15 protein-coding genes are annotated in these 14729 nt (G+C 49.4%); 10 read left to right on the top strand and 5 right to left on the bottom strand.

What is annotated here, in order from left to right; genetic code table 11:
* The first annotated feature begins 639 nt into the window (after nt 1-639).
* Both CX664_RS18280 and CX664_RS18275 read left to right on the top strand, forming a co-directional pair.
* Nucleotides 640-1953 (top strand): tape measure protein, encoded by a 1314-nt coding sequence (locus CX664_RS18280; RefSeq protein ID WP_163369605.1) that lies wholly within the window; start codon nt 640-642, stop codon nt 1951-1953.
* Entirely contained in the window at nt 1917-3641 is a 1725-nt protein-coding gene (locus CX664_RS18275; protein ID WP_101748116.1) for a coiled-coil domain-containing protein, read from the top strand. The genes CX664_RS18280 and CX664_RS18275 overlap by 37 nt, the downstream gene beginning before the upstream one ends.
* Before the next feature lie 199 nt (nt 3642-3840).
* Here the strand turns inward: CX664_RS18275 and CX664_RS26545 are convergent, their stop codons facing one another.
* Entirely contained in the window at nt 3841-4773 is a 933-nt protein-coding gene (locus tag CX664_RS26545; RefSeq protein ID WP_180966544.1) for a hypothetical protein, read from the bottom strand.
* A 273-nt stretch (nt 4774-5046) separates the two neighbouring features.
* Between CX664_RS26545 and CX664_RS18265 the strand changes: the two genes are divergently transcribed.
* The 4 genes from CX664_RS18265 to CX664_RS18250 all read left to right on the top strand — a co-directional run bounded on the left by CX664_RS18265 (nt 5047) and on the right by CX664_RS18250 (nt 8216).
* Nucleotides 5047-5310, top strand: coding sequence for a hypothetical protein (locus CX664_RS18265; protein WP_101748114.1), 264 nt, complete (start codon nt 5047-5049; stop codon nt 5308-5310).
* 339 nt (nt 5311-5649) lie between these two features.
* Nucleotides 5650-5937 carry a hypothetical protein gene (locus CX664_RS18260; protein ID WP_101748113.1) on the top strand — a complete coding sequence of 96 codons (288 nt, stop codon included), beginning with the start codon at nt 5650-5652 and terminating at the stop codon, nt 5935-5937.
* Nucleotides 5895-7979, top strand: coding sequence for a hypothetical protein (locus CX664_RS18255; protein ID WP_101748112.1), 2085 nt, complete (start codon nt 5895-5897; stop codon nt 7977-7979). The genes CX664_RS18260 and CX664_RS18255 overlap by 43 nt, the downstream gene beginning before the upstream one ends.
* Before the next feature lie 3 nt (nt 7980-7982).
* Complete coding sequence (locus CX664_RS18250) at nt 7983-8216, top strand: hypothetical protein (protein WP_101748111.1); 234 nt, start codon at nt 7983-7985, stop codon at nt 8214-8216.
* A 258-nt stretch (nt 8217-8474) separates the two neighbouring features.
* Here CX664_RS18250 and CX664_RS18245 read toward each other — a convergent pair whose 3' ends face one another.
* Together CX664_RS18245 and CX664_RS18240 are read right to left on the bottom strand one after the other, a co-directional pair.
* On the bottom strand, nt 8475-9422 hold the full coding sequence (locus CX664_RS18245; RefSeq protein ID WP_101748110.1) for an NYN domain-containing protein: 948 nt from the start codon (nt 9420-9422) through the stop codon (nt 8475-8477).
* A 130-nt stretch (nt 9423-9552) separates the two neighbouring features.
* Nucleotides 9553-9978, bottom strand: a complete 426-nt coding sequence (locus CX664_RS18240) for a GIY-YIG nuclease family protein (RefSeq protein ID WP_101748109.1) — start codon at nt 9976-9978, stop codon at nt 9553-9555.
* Nucleotides 9979-10483: 505 nt separating this feature from the next.
* Here CX664_RS18240 and CX664_RS18235 point away from each other — a divergent pair.
* The 4 genes from CX664_RS18235 to CX664_RS18220 are packed head-to-tail and all read left to right on the top strand — an operon-like array spanning nt 10484 to nt 13087.
* Nucleotides 10484-11014 (top strand): hypothetical protein, encoded by a 531-nt coding sequence (locus tag CX664_RS18235; RefSeq protein ID WP_146000128.1) that lies wholly within the window; start codon nt 10484-10486, stop codon nt 11012-11014.
* 3 nt (nt 11015-11017) lie between these two features.
* The gene (locus CX664_RS18230; protein ID WP_101748107.1) at nt 11018-12241 is read left to right on the top strand and encodes a hypothetical protein; all 1224 of its coding nucleotides are present in this window, start codon (nt 11018-11020) and stop codon (nt 12239-12241) included.
* A 31-nt stretch (nt 12242-12272) separates the two neighbouring features.
* A complete protein-coding gene (locus tag CX664_RS18225) occupies nt 12273-12854 on the top strand; it encodes a hypothetical protein (protein ID WP_101748106.1) in 582 nt (193 codons plus the stop codon).
* A complete protein-coding gene (locus CX664_RS18220) occupies nt 12854-13087 on the top strand; it encodes a hypothetical protein (RefSeq protein ID WP_101748105.1) in 234 nt (77 codons plus the stop codon). Before CX664_RS18225 ends, CX664_RS18220 begins: the two co-directional genes overlap by 1 nt.
* A 21-nt stretch (nt 13088-13108) precedes the next feature.
* On the opposite strand, the gene CX664_RS18215 is transcribed toward CX664_RS18220, so the two are convergent.
* Both CX664_RS18215 and CX664_RS18210 read right to left on the bottom strand, forming a co-directional pair.
* Nucleotides 13109-13909: a DUF3037 domain-containing protein gene (locus tag CX664_RS18215; RefSeq protein WP_101748104.1), complete on the bottom strand. Its 801-nt coding sequence runs from the start codon at nt 13907-13909 to the stop codon at nt 13109-13111.
* Nucleotides 13906-14727, bottom strand: a complete 822-nt coding sequence (locus tag CX664_RS18210; RefSeq protein WP_101748103.1) for a HipA family kinase — start codon at nt 14725-14727, stop codon at nt 13906-13908. Before CX664_RS18210 ends, CX664_RS18215 begins: the two co-directional genes overlap by 4 nt.
* Nucleotides 14728-14729: the final 2 nt, after the last annotated feature.

The following is a 14729-nucleotide window of genomic DNA, read 5'->3' as shown; positions in this document are numbered from 1 at the left end:
CCCTTACCGACTATCGCCACCCATCGTTCTGGGATATCGTCGCCAACTGCCTGGGCATCTTTATGTACTGGCTATTCATTCCTGCGCCTGGGAGTACACCTGAGCTATACCCCAGGTGGCCAGCAATATGGTTCAGGCCTTGATTGAATCAGGCAAAGAGTTTGTCCTGTTTATGGAAGGCCTGAACGATGCCCAGGACGGTAAGTAGTTAACCAAATGAAATCGTATTTTCTGACTAAGTGGACAGTCACTCTGCGGCGTTACAACTACGGTCACATAGCTACGGCTATGCTCCCTACGTTGTGCCTTGCATAGTAACTGCCCACTTAGCCAGAAAATACGATTCCATTTGGCCAACTACTTAAGGCGTTCAATATCCGGGTTCATCGGATAAAGTTCTCTCCGGTCCAGAATCTTGACTTTATCTCCGATGACTTTGCCAGTATTCCGCTGGAAATTGATGTTCTGGCAGATACGACCATCACCGGCTCTGGGCTAAGCACCTTCATGCAGATTGATCTTGCTGGATAAAGCAACCTTTTGCGTCCTGTCCATTTAGCCCCTGTTTCTGAATAAGAGCAGGGGCTTTTTTTTCGGTAAAGCTCTGTGGCTATCAAAGAATCAGCAATCCACTTGGTCTTGAAAGCGAAGGACTTGTTATCAAAGGACGTAAAAAAATCCTCTGCCTCCCTGGATGCCTTTAAGGAAGAGACGAAGAAGCTTAAGGATCAGCTGAAGGGACTCGAAAACCAGCAGAACCTGTTGGTCTCCTTCAAAAAACAAGCAAAAGCAACACAAGACGCTGGTCGTGCTTTTCGTGGCGCCGAAGAAAAGGTCGCCAAACTTGCCAAAGAGATCGGCAAAACAGGCAAGCCTACCAAGGCCATGCAGGCGGCGCTTGCCAAGGCTCGCAGAGAAGTAAAGAAGGCGAATACCGAATATGGTCGCCAGCGTGAGGCGTTGGCAAAGCTCCGGGGTTCCATGACCTCTGCTGGCTTGTCTACCAAGAACCTGAAAGACCAGCAGGCAAAGCTTGAGCGGCAGATCAAAGAGACCCGGAAAGCATTTAGCCGGGCTGATGAAAGTGCCAAGCGTACCGCCAGAACCCTCCGCAATAGCAATCTGAAAAAGACTGCCAGGGATGCCGATGCGGCAAGCACATCCATTGGTCGGCTTACCCGGCGTTTTATTGGGCTGGCAGCGGCTGGGGCTGGTCTCTATGCCATAAAGCGAGCCATTGAGGGCGTACTCACGACAGGTGACCAGTTTGAACGCCTGGGCGTTCAGATGGAGGCGATTAGCGGATCGTCTGGTGAAGCTGAAAAGGCGATGCAATGGATTAAGGATTTTACTCGGAATACACCATTCCAGCTGGAAGAAGTCTCTGAAGCTTTTGTTCGGTTAAAGGCATTTGGTCTTGATCCTACCGATGGCTCCATGCAAGCCATTATTGACCAGGCATCAAAGCTCGGCGGAGGAATGGAGCGGCTGAATGGTATTCCCCTTGGATTGGGTAAAGCATGGGCAAAACAAAAGCTTCAGGGCGAAGAAATATTGATGCTGCTGGAGCGGGGCGTTCCCGTTTGGGATCTGCTGGAAAAGGTGACCGGCAAGAATGTGCAGGAGCTGCAAAAACTCTCCTCCGCAGGAAAACTTGGCCGGGATGCCATCAAAGGGCTTATTCAAGAAATAGGTAAAAGCTCAGAAGGAGCTGCAGCAAAGAACATGAGTCTGCTGTCTGGTTATGTCAGTAACCTGAAGGACAGCTGGCAGCAGTTTCAGGATGAGGTCGCCAAGAGCGGTGCCCTGAAATACGCAAAAGAAACCCTGGCAGGAATCGCTGCTCAAATTGAACGGATGAGTAAGAATGGCCAGCTGTCTGAATTGGCTAAAAAGGTCAGCGAATCCTTTTCTCTATGGGGGAGGCAATCAAGCATGCCTTCTCCGGGGTAACGATTGATAGCTTTGTTGCCAAAATACAAACAGGCTTTTCAGGCATTACAGAATCGATGGCGGCTCTGCGGACTGCTTTTGATTTCACCAGCTCCACAGTAAAGTTTTTCTTCAACACATTCACTGGTGTTGTTAAGGGCTTTGCCACCGCTTATACCGGGATGATGTACGGCATTGTTCGAGTATGGCAGGAAACGGCTGATGCCTTGGGCTTTGATGGCATTGCCGAAAAGCTGAAAGGGACAACCGATTTTCTCGGCGGTTTGACTAAGGAGTTTGCCAGGCAGACGGTTGCGGATGCTAAAGACGCTACCGATGCCTTGTCCGGGGTATACGATAGCTTTGCCGAAGTCAGCGAGGCTGGGGTAAAGAAGGCCAACGATACGGTCAAGACCATGACCAAGAGCAATAAGCTGCTCTGGCAAAATTACGCGGATGAATTGGTTGAAGGTCAGAAGAAAGTTGAGGAGGCGAGCGCAGAGACAGCCGAGGCGGTTAAAGCGAATTTTAAAGATGCAGCGGATGCTATAAGTCAGGTTAACACTACCGAAACCCGCACCGAATTAGCCAGCCTCGGTGTGGCGCTGGCTGAAGCCTTTTCTCAGGGAACCTTATCCGCTGAGGAATATTACCAGGCCACCGAAGCCAGCCGGGAGAAATTGGCTGACCTGAAGGCCGAGGCTAAAGACACCAGGGATGCCATAAAAGACACCGGAGATACGGCAGAGAAAGCCGGGAAGCAGCAGGCCGAAGCCCTTGAAAATGCCACTTCGATTGCCGGGGTTATGGCTGGCCACTATAACGGCATTACCGCAGAACTTCAGGGAATGAGCAGTGCCGCTCATGATACTTTTGTCACCATGCAAAAAGGCGTTGGTGGCATCAATACTAATGAAACCATAGGTAGCATTGAAGAACTAAAAAATGAGCTGAAAGAAACCAATCAGGAAATCAGTGACCTTCGTCATTCAGCACTGACTACCTTTGACCCCACCGGCATAAGTCGCTGGATGAACGAAACCGCAGCCGATGCCGCTCACGTAAAAGCGAAATTTCTGGAACAGAAAATTGCACTGGAAGAACTTTTTGAAAGCTATGAACAGGGCAACCTGACTTCCAGAACTTTTGTACGGCAAGCCGAGAAAGCCGCTGAATCAATGGATCTGCTAAATGAGCAAGATTTGGCAAAGCTGAATAATGCCATTGTCTCGGCACAGCAGAATATGGCCAATCTTGGCGAGAGTTCCCGTAATACCCTGGAAGGTCTACAGAATGAACTGGATCAGTTAAAGGGCAAGCAGGACGAAGTGGAGCGATGGAACTATGAAGCCCAGAAACGTGAATTAAAAGCGGAATTGGAAGAAGCCAAAGAGAAAGGGGATAGTACCGCTATCCAGAACCCTGTGGAGCAAAGCACAGAGCGCAGCCTGACCGGGGCTTTATTGGTACAGGAAGGCCAGTTAGTTCATGGCCGTTCTATTGTTCTTTCTGGCAATGGCGAGGCCGGTTGGGTTTCCCGGCTGACGGTCAAGAGCCTCTTTGCTCTCTCCAAAGCGGCCAATAAAACGATGACTCTAACGCTCCCGGATAACCGGCAGTTTTCCGTTATCTTTGCCGTGAAAGAAAATTGCCACGGAGGCACAGAGACACGGAGAACAGAAAAACGCTTTTCCTCTGTGTCTCCGTGACTCTGTGGCTAAAGCTTTCATGACAGAAGGTGACAAACCATCGTCATGAACATTTGATCGTTCCAATGGGGCTCCGATTGAGGCACAACAGCTTATGCCGTTTGCCTACCCGGACGATAGCGACCAATACCTTCTTACCCTTCGATTGCTGACCGTTCACTAAGGCTGGGAGGGGGCGATCGGGACTGTAAATATTCCTTCAGCTTGACGACTGAAAAGCGGGGACAGTACCTTCTGAATTTTTACTGGAACTCTGGGTCGTTTCAGTTAAATTAGAAGTCAGTGGTAAATCACCGGAGTTTTTAGCTGAATTGACTGACTGACGATACTGTTTTTTGCGCTCTCTTTCGCGCTCGGCGTGAGCGGGATCTTTGCGAAGCTCCCTTCTGCGCTCCCTTCTGCGCTCCCTTTCGCGCTCGGCATAAGCGGGATCTTTGCGAAGCACCCTTTGGCGCACCCTTTGGCACTCCCTTTTGCGCTTCCTTTCGCGCTCGGCGTAAGCGGGATCTGTCTGGTAGCGCACCCTTTGGCGCTCCCTTTCGCGCTCGGCGTAAGCGGGATCTTTGCGACGCTCTCTGTGGTGCTCCCTTTGGCGCTTCCTTTCGCGCTCGGCGTAAGCGGGATCTGTCTGGTAGCGCTCCCTTTTGCACTCCCTTTTGCGCTCCCTTTGGCGCTCGGCAAGTGAAGAACTGCTATCAACATTAACTTTTTCCTGGGTTGTTTGGTTATCACTTGTAGCTTGATGCATGCATAACGGATTAACGACAGCAACTGGCCGTAAATCTTGTGAACTATGAATTCCAGCAGGAAGAATAGTTAACTGTAAACCTGAGCTTGTATGAGTCGCTGTTGTTTGCTCTCTAATTTCAAGCCCGTCCCACGGTATTAGCTGCTGAAAGGGAGTACCTGGTGTTAGTAATAATGCATCATTAACGGGTTCATAATCAGGCTGGTAAGGAACATATTGATCAAGAATGGATTGTGGTATCTCTTGAATACCTGTTTCAGAAGCGTTTTCTGAATCGAAGTTTGTTAGAGATTCAATGTGATATTTAATCAATGAGTTAGAATGATCAGCTTCATTTTGATATGTATCTGGTCCGCTATTGTAGATAGAAATGGGGTTCAGCACTTGAACTGGTATGCCTTGATAAACAGGGTGCTGTTCGGTGGTACCAAATTGCTGTTCTTGATCTACTAAACCTGATGCAGTGGAACAAAGATAAGAAAAACAAGCATCGAATGAAGGAAGTCGATTGATTTGATCCATTGAATTATTGAACTATCGAATTACAGATTAAGACCACGCTTTCTTATAAAAGTTCCTCCCTTTCGCCAAGCATTCACCATTTATTTATGTCAACCAAGCATAAGGAATTGTTATGGCTATCAGAATGTTTCTGTCTTGTTATTCAACACCGACAGTCAAACCGATGAGCGCCTTGATGCCAGAGACCGGATTGAGAGCTATGTGGTTCCCGGCATTAAGGCATCATGGGAGCTTGTGGGCGATCAGCTGGAAGGACAGCGAGCCGTTGTCGGCTATCAGCGGGAGGAATGGGCGGTTCCAGAAATTGGCGAGGTCTATAAGCTGGTTACACCGAATGAATTAATTAGCCAGTTTATCCGGATTACTTCGGTCAGCCATTCCATTGAAACCTTCACCTAAGTAGTTGGCCAAATGGAATCGTATATTTCTGGCTAAGTGGGCAGTTACTATGCAAGGCACAACGCAGGGAGCATAGCCGTAGCTATGTGACCGGAGTTGTAACGCCGCAGAGTGACTGTCCACTTAGTCAGAAAATATGATTTCATTTGGTTAACTACTTATAACAATGGGCGGGAGTATGTGGATTTTACCCGGCGCAAGGTGGAAATGGAGATCAGTGCTCCCTTGGTAACGACCTTTGTCGGAGCGCCACCAGTGCCGGGGGAGCCGTAAGAAGAAACCACCTTTATCCAAGAAACGCAGATAGCCGATACCAGCCGTTACTATGGCATCCAGTCTATGAGCGCCAACATTACCGCAGGCGACCTGACGGTAAAGGCTGAGAGCGTTTATGCGCCTCTGGTGCCGAGTGCCAAGGTCGAAAGCCCATTACTGGATCAATATGGCGGCTATACCGGCAAGACCATGGTGGCGACTTCGGCCAGTAACCGATCAGTCAGCTGTCGCTTTGTTCATATCACTGGCACCCAGAGCCGCACCTATCTCTGCAGCGGGGTGTTTTGCCGGGAACCCTTACCCTATCGGTGGATGGCGGCACCTTTGAAGATAACGGTACAGGCAATCTAATCCATAAAAGCGGCACCAATAATTACAGCAAGCTGACCGTGGATTATGACCTTGGGGAAGTAAACGTCTGGCGAGTAAGCGGGGTTATTTCGGCCTCCGGTAATGCGACTTATCAGCCAGCGGTGGGAATTACGGGCTCAGCGATCAGTGGTGCTATCCCCATCACTAACCAGAACCGGGGCTTCAACTACACCCTGAACATGGCCGAGGCCAAGCCAAGGCCGGGGACGCTGGTGGTCAGCTATATTGCCCTCGGCAAATGGCAGGATATCCGGGATTCCGGCAATGGTCAGATGATTGGTTCTGGAACTGGCACCATCCTATTTGCAACCGGCTCCGCAGCAATCACGCTCGATGCTCTACCCGATCCAGACAGTGCCATTGTTCTCAGCTATCAAGAATCAAGACCCGACCCCGGTTTCCTGACCCCGGTTTCCTTTGGGTCATTTTGGGGGGCAGTGGCTAAAAAGGAAGCTCAGGTCAGTTTTAGTCATAGCGACAGCCTGAAAAAAGAGGCGACAGCTGGCGAGTGTTGGCAGCGTGCTGTTAACATAGACGGTCATAAGTCGCAGCGATGGGATCAGACCATTCAGGCAAAGGATGAGAAAGATCGTATTCTCTGGAACCGACCTTTTGTAAGAGACAGCAACCAGATCAGCAGTTTCCGTCGAGTGGATGAGTTCAGTCCTGCTCATCAGATAGAGAAGCTTGGCTACCTGATACCGAGCCTCCTTAACTTCCGCTTTGCTGGCATTCCCTATTCGCCCGAAACCGCGCCTGTTGTTTATTTCCGAATGGGTCGATTAGCTGATGCCAAGGTTATTCAGCCAAGGGATAGCAAGCGGCGCTTTGCCTTTCAGAGCAACCGAGCCGAGGATCAGCCGGTTGTCCTGCCATGGGGCTTCGGCCAGAAAGCCAGGGATGAAACGGTAACCGGCAACTATGGCGGTGAGACAGACCCGGAGGTCATTGAAAAGCCGGAGCCGGAACAGCCAGAGATCAGGGAGAGTTATCAGCTAATGAATATTATTACCACTGTCGTTTTGCCTGCCCGGACACCGCTGGAATTGCCCTCGATGGAAATTAGCCTGGATATTGATAGCTTCTCATGGAGCTTTACCGGGCAGCTGTGGGGTGCTTCCAATATCGCCCTGGTGGAACCGGACGAGAACGGTCCGAAGCAGATCGAGGTGGATATCAATGGCTGGAAATGGATCTTTATTATCGAGCGTTACAGCACTGACCGGCGTTTCGGGGATGAGCGTTACACCCTCTATGGCAGCAGCCGCACCCAACTACTCGCAGCCCCTTATGCGCCAAAACGAAGCAAGAGCAACAGCACCAACCTCAATGCCAAACAGGCTATCATCGAAGAGCTGGCCCCTTTCTTTGAAGAGAGCGGCTTTACAGCGATCTATCCTGACCTGAACGACTACAGCACACCGGATTGGATTATGTCCGGAGGCTCATTCAGCTATCAGAACCAGACCGCCATGCAGGTAGTGGCCAAGGTCGCTACTACTGCCGGATCAGTGATTATCCCAGGCCGTGATAATGACCAGGTGAGCATTCAACCCCGATACCCGGCCAGCCCGTGGCACTGGAACACGGCCACAATGGATAAGATCGTTCCGGTCAGTATGGTCATTAGCTTGAGCGCCAACTGGCGACCAGAGCAGGCTTACAATGCGTTCTATGTTTCCGGGACCAATGCTGGCGTTGCGGTCAATGTCAAAAGAACGGGAACCAATGGGGACAACCCGGCTCCCGATATTCTGGAAGACTGGCTCACCGAAACCCAGGTCAATACCGAGCGAGGCCGGAATGAGCTGGCCAAGGGTGGCAACCAGAGCATTACCACCATCGAGCTGCCATTGACCGACACCAACACAGTACCCGGGTTAATTGAGCCGGGAATGCTTGTCGAGGTTCAGGATATAACCGGAGACTGGAAAGCCCTTTGTCTGGCGAACAGTATCAGTGCCAGTGGCTTGGGAACCGTTATTCAATCGGTTGACTTGGAACGTCACTATGGAGGTTGAGAAATGGCTACCACGAATATCTGGCAGCAATTCAAGGCATTAATACCTGAAGGAGTGAGAGTTATTGCTACCATTACCGCAAATAATAACAATGGTACAAGTCAGGCCAAGCTTCGGGGTGCTTCGGTCATTACTGTTAAGGGGGAGTCTGTGAGCGTTGGAGAGAAGGTGTTTATTCAGAACGGGGAGGTAAAAGGAACTGGGCCAAATTTGGCGCAGTACGAAGCGGAAGTGTAAGACGATCAGATCAAGAATCAAGACCCGACCCCGGTTCGCGCGACCCCGGTTCGCGCGGTTCGCGAGTCGTCGCCACCATTACCGCCAATAACGCCAATGGCACCAGTCAGGCAAAGCTTCGGGATGGTTCGGTTATTACGGTTAAGGGGGAGTCTGTGATCGTTGGAGAGAAGGTGTTTATTGAGAACGGGGAGGTAAAGGGAGCTGCGCCGAATCTGGCGCAGTACGATGTGGAAGTTTAAGACAAGACAATTCTAATCAAGAAACAGCCATAACCAGGGCGACTTTTCCATTTCTTGTAGCATTATCTTCTGCCTCTGGATCGGGCTTCTTGCTGACCGTAAAGGTAAATCTTTGCCCTACTTTGAAGCGGTCGTCTCTTTGCTCCTTAGTTACATTGGTTTTGCAGAAATAATAATCATGCCCATCATCCCCTTCAATAAAACCGAAGTTTCCACACCACCTTTTCATGGTTCCATTTAATGTATTTTCAGTGACTATCTCTGCCTTTTGAGCAAGCGTGATAAAGCACCTGTCACTGGTTTCTTCAGTAATGGATATAATCTCAGGATGATTCTTAACCAGTTTCTTTAAACTGGCAAAGCCATAACTCCTGGGATCAAAGGCAGGGTCAAAGTCTTTTAATGATTTACCTAAATCACCAAGGTAAATTTGTTCATCGTTGGATGAGAAGCTGTTGTATGCCTTGACGAGAAGTTCTTCCAGCGGCATATCAGACTTTGTGTTTTCAAAATCATTCTCATTATTTGCGTCTGGAAGATTATCGTAATAAACATAGCTGTGGCATGCAGCAATTAAGTTTTTAGCGGGTGGCTCTCTGCGCCCAACACCCAGAACATACTTGCCCATTTCTCTGATTCGCTGAGCCAGAAACTGAAAGCCATTGTCAGACGAAGCAATACAGACGGCGTTAATTTCAGGTGTTTTGGTTAGAATTTCCACCGCATCCATGATCAACGCATGGTCTGCAGCATCCTTACCATAGTCAAACTGTTGAATAGGTCTTGCCCCGTTAAGGTGTAAAATCTCCTTCCATGAAGATCGTGCAGGGTTCGTCCAGTCTGCATAGACTCTCTTCACTGCAATACTTCCCAGCCTTTGTACTTCCTTTAAAATCCCGGAAAACTGTTTAGGGCTGCAATTTTCTCCATCAATCAGAACCGCAAAATTTTTTTGATTGATCACTTACTCTTCCTTAAAGTCGATTGACGGTCACTGTCTGCGCTGCCGGGCATGAATGACGCCAAAGGTTAGCGTTGTAAGTATAAGGTAGGGGTAAGTACATCGAAATCAAGGGGGAGGCGGCTACTGTCGGTTAGCTTTTTTTGATCCTGGTCAAACCGAACACGTTTTCAGTACTTCGCAGAATGCGGTTCAGCGGCTTAAATGTCTGCTGAACATTCAGGCGGTTTGCCCTCTCATCAAACCGGTAAATCTGCCGGAAAAGTCCTTCCAGTTCTTTTATCTCCTGATCGGAGATATTGTCCCACACCTCAAAGTATGAGAAGTGCGTCCACTCGCCATCTCGGTTCCGCTTGTGGCTGAACAAGCGCTTGCGAAGCTTCCCTTCGCTGGACATGCCTACATAAACTACATTGTAGTGCTTCCCCTGCTTACGATAGAGGGCATAAATACCCCGTAGGTCTTTGGGGACAGGCTGCATACTGGTTTTACTCTCATCCAGATCTGTAATGGGGCGATATTCCAAAGCAGACTTAATCAGGCGCATCAGGCTTTTCAAAATTTGCTCATCCTTTGTGAGCCTTGGTTTTTATTGGTAGCGGAAGATTAGATAAAATCTTGATGGGTGAGCTTATGATGCCATGATGGGAGCTGCGCCGAATCTGGCGCAGTATGAAGTGGAAGTGTAAGACGATCAGATGAGATCAAGAATCAAGACCCGACCCCGGTTTCAGACCCCGGTTTCACGTACGACCCCGGTTTCACGTAAGACGATCAGATGAGATCAAGAATCAAGACCCGACCCCGGTTTCACGACCCCGGTTTCAAAGCAAAGAATCAAGACCCGACCCCGGTTTCAAAATTATTTTGAAGTATTTTTAAATAATGTATTAATCAAAACTATCAGTGTTGGCGATTATATAACTAACCCAGACCGGACTTTTAAGCTTTTTTCACAAAAAGGTCTCACATCTGAATATGGTTATTCGACACCGGGCAATGATATTGCATTAGGTTGTGTTGCTGTTTGGAGCAGAGCGTTAACGGATGATGAAATCAACAATTTGCATCAGGCAAGTACTGCCGGGATAGATGTGCCTGATGCCGGTGGTGGTGGAGGCATCCAGATTCCGGGGAGTGGTAATACAACAACTGTTAGCGGGAATATCAAAGAGAATGATCTACCCGTCAGTCGTCGGGTGTTTGCTGTCAGCCAAGAAGCTCTGCCCATCGGGGGATCAAATGATACCAGTCAAGCCGTATTGGGATCAGCAATCAGTGATCCTGATAGCGGTAATTACAGTATTGATACATCCCCTTATGAGGGAGCAGTGCTTGTCGTTGCTGAGGATGACTTTGGTAGCGAATGGCAACCTGATACCGATTATCAGGTCAACGATGTTATCAGGCCGCTAAATTTCCAAGGATACGTTTACTATTGCACTGTTGCTGGAGTGAGCAATAGCACTCAACTGGTGTGGTGGATTGATACCGATAACGTCCAAAGTGTAGGCACTGCAAAGTTCAAGGCAAAGCCATTCAGTCGACCACTAGCCCATGGGCCAGTTAATCCTACTATTATCCCAAATCAATAATTTATGGCTTATGTAATTACAGCTCCGGTTGATTTTGCTTTCGGTCTTGATGCATATAAGCCGGGTGCTGACTTTGGCTTTTATCCGACAGCCAGATATGCCTTTGTTCCGCCACCTTCCGTTATCCGGTTTTATCAGGGTAACTGGAAAATAGCCGTTGGCCGACAGCAGCAAAGAGAGGCGGTTTATTCCACCAGTCGGCCTGTCAGCTCTTCCCGACGGCAAAGTAGTCAGCAGGCAAAGCCTCTGGAAGCCTCACCTTTTGGGCTATTTTGGGGTGCAGTAGCTAAAAAGGAAGCTCAGGTCAGTTTTAGTCATAGCGACAGCCTGAAAAAAGAGGCGACAGCAGACGGGCGTTGGCAGCAGGCTGTTAACATAGATGGTCATAAGTCGCAGCGATGGGATCAGTCCATTCAGGCAAAGGATGAGAAAGATCGTATTCTCTGGAACCGACCTGTTGTAAGAGACAGCAACCAGATCAGCAGCTTCCGGCGAGTGGATGAGTTCAGTCCTGCTTATCAGGTAGAGAAGCTTGGCTACCTGATACCAAGCCTCCTTAACTTCCGTTTTGCTGGCATTCCCTATTCGCCCGAAACCACCCCTGCTGTTTATTTCCGAATGGGGCGATCAGTTGATGCCAAGGTTATTCAGCCAAGGGATAGCAAGCGGCGCTTTGCCTTCCAGAAAAACAGAGCCGAGGATCAGCCGGTTATTATACCGTGGGGCTTTGGCCAGAAAGCCAAGGATGAGAGCGTTACCGGCAACTATGGCGGCGAGACAGATCCGGTCGTTGTGGAAAAGCCGGAGCCGGAACAGCCAGAGATCAGGGAGAGTTATCTGCTTATGAACATCATCACCGCCGTGGTATTGCCTGCCCGGACACCGCTGGAACTGCCCTCAATGGAGATTAGCTTGGATATTGATAGCTTCTCATGGAGCTTTACCGGGCAGTTGTGGGGCACTTCCAATATCGCACTGGTGGAACCGGACGAGAACGGTCCAAAGCAAATTGAGGTGGATATCAATGGCTGGAAGTGGATCTTCATTATCGAGCGTTACAACAATACGGATAGACGCTTCGGGGCTGAACGTTACACCCTCTATGGCAGCAGCCGCACCCAACTACTCGCAGCGCCTTATGCGCCACAACGAAGCAAGAGCAACAGCACCAACCTCAATGCCAAACAGGCTATCATCGAAGAACTGGCCTACGGCGATCTATCCTGACCTGAACGACTACAGCACACCGGATTGGATTATGCCCGGAGGCTCATTCAGCTATCAGAACCAGACCGCCATGCAGGTGGTAGCCAAGATAGCCACAACGGCAGGATCGGTAGTCATCCCAAGCCGAAATAATGACCAGGTGAGCATTCAACCCCGATACCCTGCCAGCCCTTGGCACTGGAACACAGCCATGATGGACAAGATTGTGCCTGCCAGTATGGTCATCAGTTTAAGCGCCAACTGGCGACCGGAACAGGCTTACAATGCAGTCTATGTATCCGGGACGAATGCAGGCGTGGCGGTCAACGTCAAACGAACCGGCTCCAATGGCGATAACCCGGCTCCCGATATTCTGGAAGACTGGCTCACGGAAACGCAGGTCAATACCGAGCGAGGCCGGAATGAGCTGGCCAAGGGTGGCAACCAGAGCATTACTACCATTGAACTACCATTGACCGACACCAATACCGCTCCCGGACTAATTGAGCCGGGGATGCTGGTCGAGGTTCAGGATATAACGGGAGACTGGCAAGCCCTTTGTTTGGCGACCAGTATCAGTGCAAGCGGTGTGGGGACAGTTATTCAAAGCATTGAATTAGAGAGGCACTACTAATGGCAACCACTAACATCTGGCAACAGTTCAAGGCGCTCATTCCAGAAGGGGGGCGGATCGTGGCTACCATTACCGCCAATAACGGCAATGGCACCAGTCAGGCAATGCTACGGGATGGTTCGGTTATTACGGTCAAAGGAGAGTCTGTGAGCGTTGGCGAGAAGGTGTTTATTCAGAACGGGGAGGTAAAGGGAGCTGCGCCGAATCTGGCGCAGTACGAAGTGGAGGTCTAAAGAGGAGATATGCTAAGCGATTCAGCTCTTGGCAAATTTCTTAATAACCGTTTCATTACTGGCATCAGCAATATCACCGAAATCTTTCAGCCGGTTTTTAACGATTATCCAGGCCTTCTGGGCATCACCTTTATGAGCAGGTTTTTCTACCGGAATCAGAATATCGTCCGGAAGTTCGTTGAGTTCCTGCAGGATGCTCAGTTTACCGATCCACAGATTACCGTGCTCAATAATTTTTTCCGGCTCATCACGGTCAAAATGTAAAGGCTGAATCGCCCTTAGCCGTTGATCTTCAGTCTTTTGTACCAGTGGCATATTAACCGGGAACAAAGTGCCTATCTTCTCTTTCTTGAATTGATGCCGAAGATTCAGGCTGCGAACCAGCAGACCCACCCGACTTTGTAGTTCATGTTCATAATTCTTTTTCTGAGCAAAGTCATGAAGTACAAAACGACCAAACAGCTCATTGGCTATTGCCAAAGGCTTTTGAGTCATTTTTATCCGTTCCTTGCTGAACCGGAGAATAGCTTCAAGAGGGCGAACAATAAGCTCAAAGGCTTGTAGAGCCGTAACCTGCCCATTGCTGACGGCTTTTTCAAGATACAGCAGCTCTTCATTCAGGTGTTTGATGGCCTGGGTATAAACCCGGTGGTTAAGATGCTTGAAGAACTTGGTCAATCGACTGTACCGAGACAGTTCCAGCTGAAACAACAGGCGATTTTGTGCAGGCACTACCGCAATCACCCCGACATTGGCAAACTCGCCAGTTTCCGGGTAGGGCATGAACTGCACAATGGCATAACGGCAAGCGTATTTAGTCATGTCATGCTCCAGAATTGATCGGTGGTATATTGGTTTAGTATGGCAAACAGGGAGTCAGAGTCTAGCTCGAACTCCCTGGTTTCCTCAAGATCCCGCCAGGGCCATTCATTCTTGGCCGTTTCAGCCCACACATGGAAGTCAGACAGTGCTGCTTCCATCCTTTCCTTATATTCGGCAATAGTGGCCAGATCGGTGCAAATGCGCTTACGTGCCGAAGCGAAGATGTGATGTTGGAAAAAAGATTCTGTTGTGAAATCAGGATCAAAAGCAAGATTATGATCTATAACCACTAGTTCATCCAGATGCGGAACCCACAGTAAATTGGGGTTGCCTTTGGTTCGGTCCTCATTCCTTATCCAGCGATCAAATATCAGAACATCATTCTGTAGTTGTTCCGGCACGGATACCGCCATGGTGGCAGGTTCCAGCCATTGTGTCTGTTTGACTTCACGGGAAGCAAAACAGGTGCCGTGGCCAATCTTCCGTTGCCAGTCCCCGGGAAAAGCCTCATACAGGGTGATACAGACCTCTGCCAAGGCAAAGTCCGCAATAGGCAGCCCAAACGCCTTGGCCAGATTGGCGCAAATCCACTCTTTTGCCAGATCCGGTCTGCCCACCCCGAGACCTTTCAGAAAGTAGCTCTCTCCATTATCCCCAATACAGCGGAAGACACCTCCGCTGTATCCCTGGATCGACTCTTCAACTATCTCATCTATATGGATGCGCTGCGTCAAATCCTCAGCTCCTTTGTTGTTTTGTGGGCACAGTGCAGTTGTCCACTGGTCAATCTCCAGGGATTTCAGATGTTCGCGATTCATTG

This window comes from Endozoicomonas acroporae, assembly GCF_002864045.1.
Classification (GTDB): Bacteria; Pseudomonadota; Gammaproteobacteria; order Pseudomonadales; family Endozoicomonadaceae; genus Endozoicomonas; species Endozoicomonas acroporae.
Note: the sequence above shows the minus strand (reverse complement) of the source record. Positions and strands in the feature narration are given on the sequence as shown.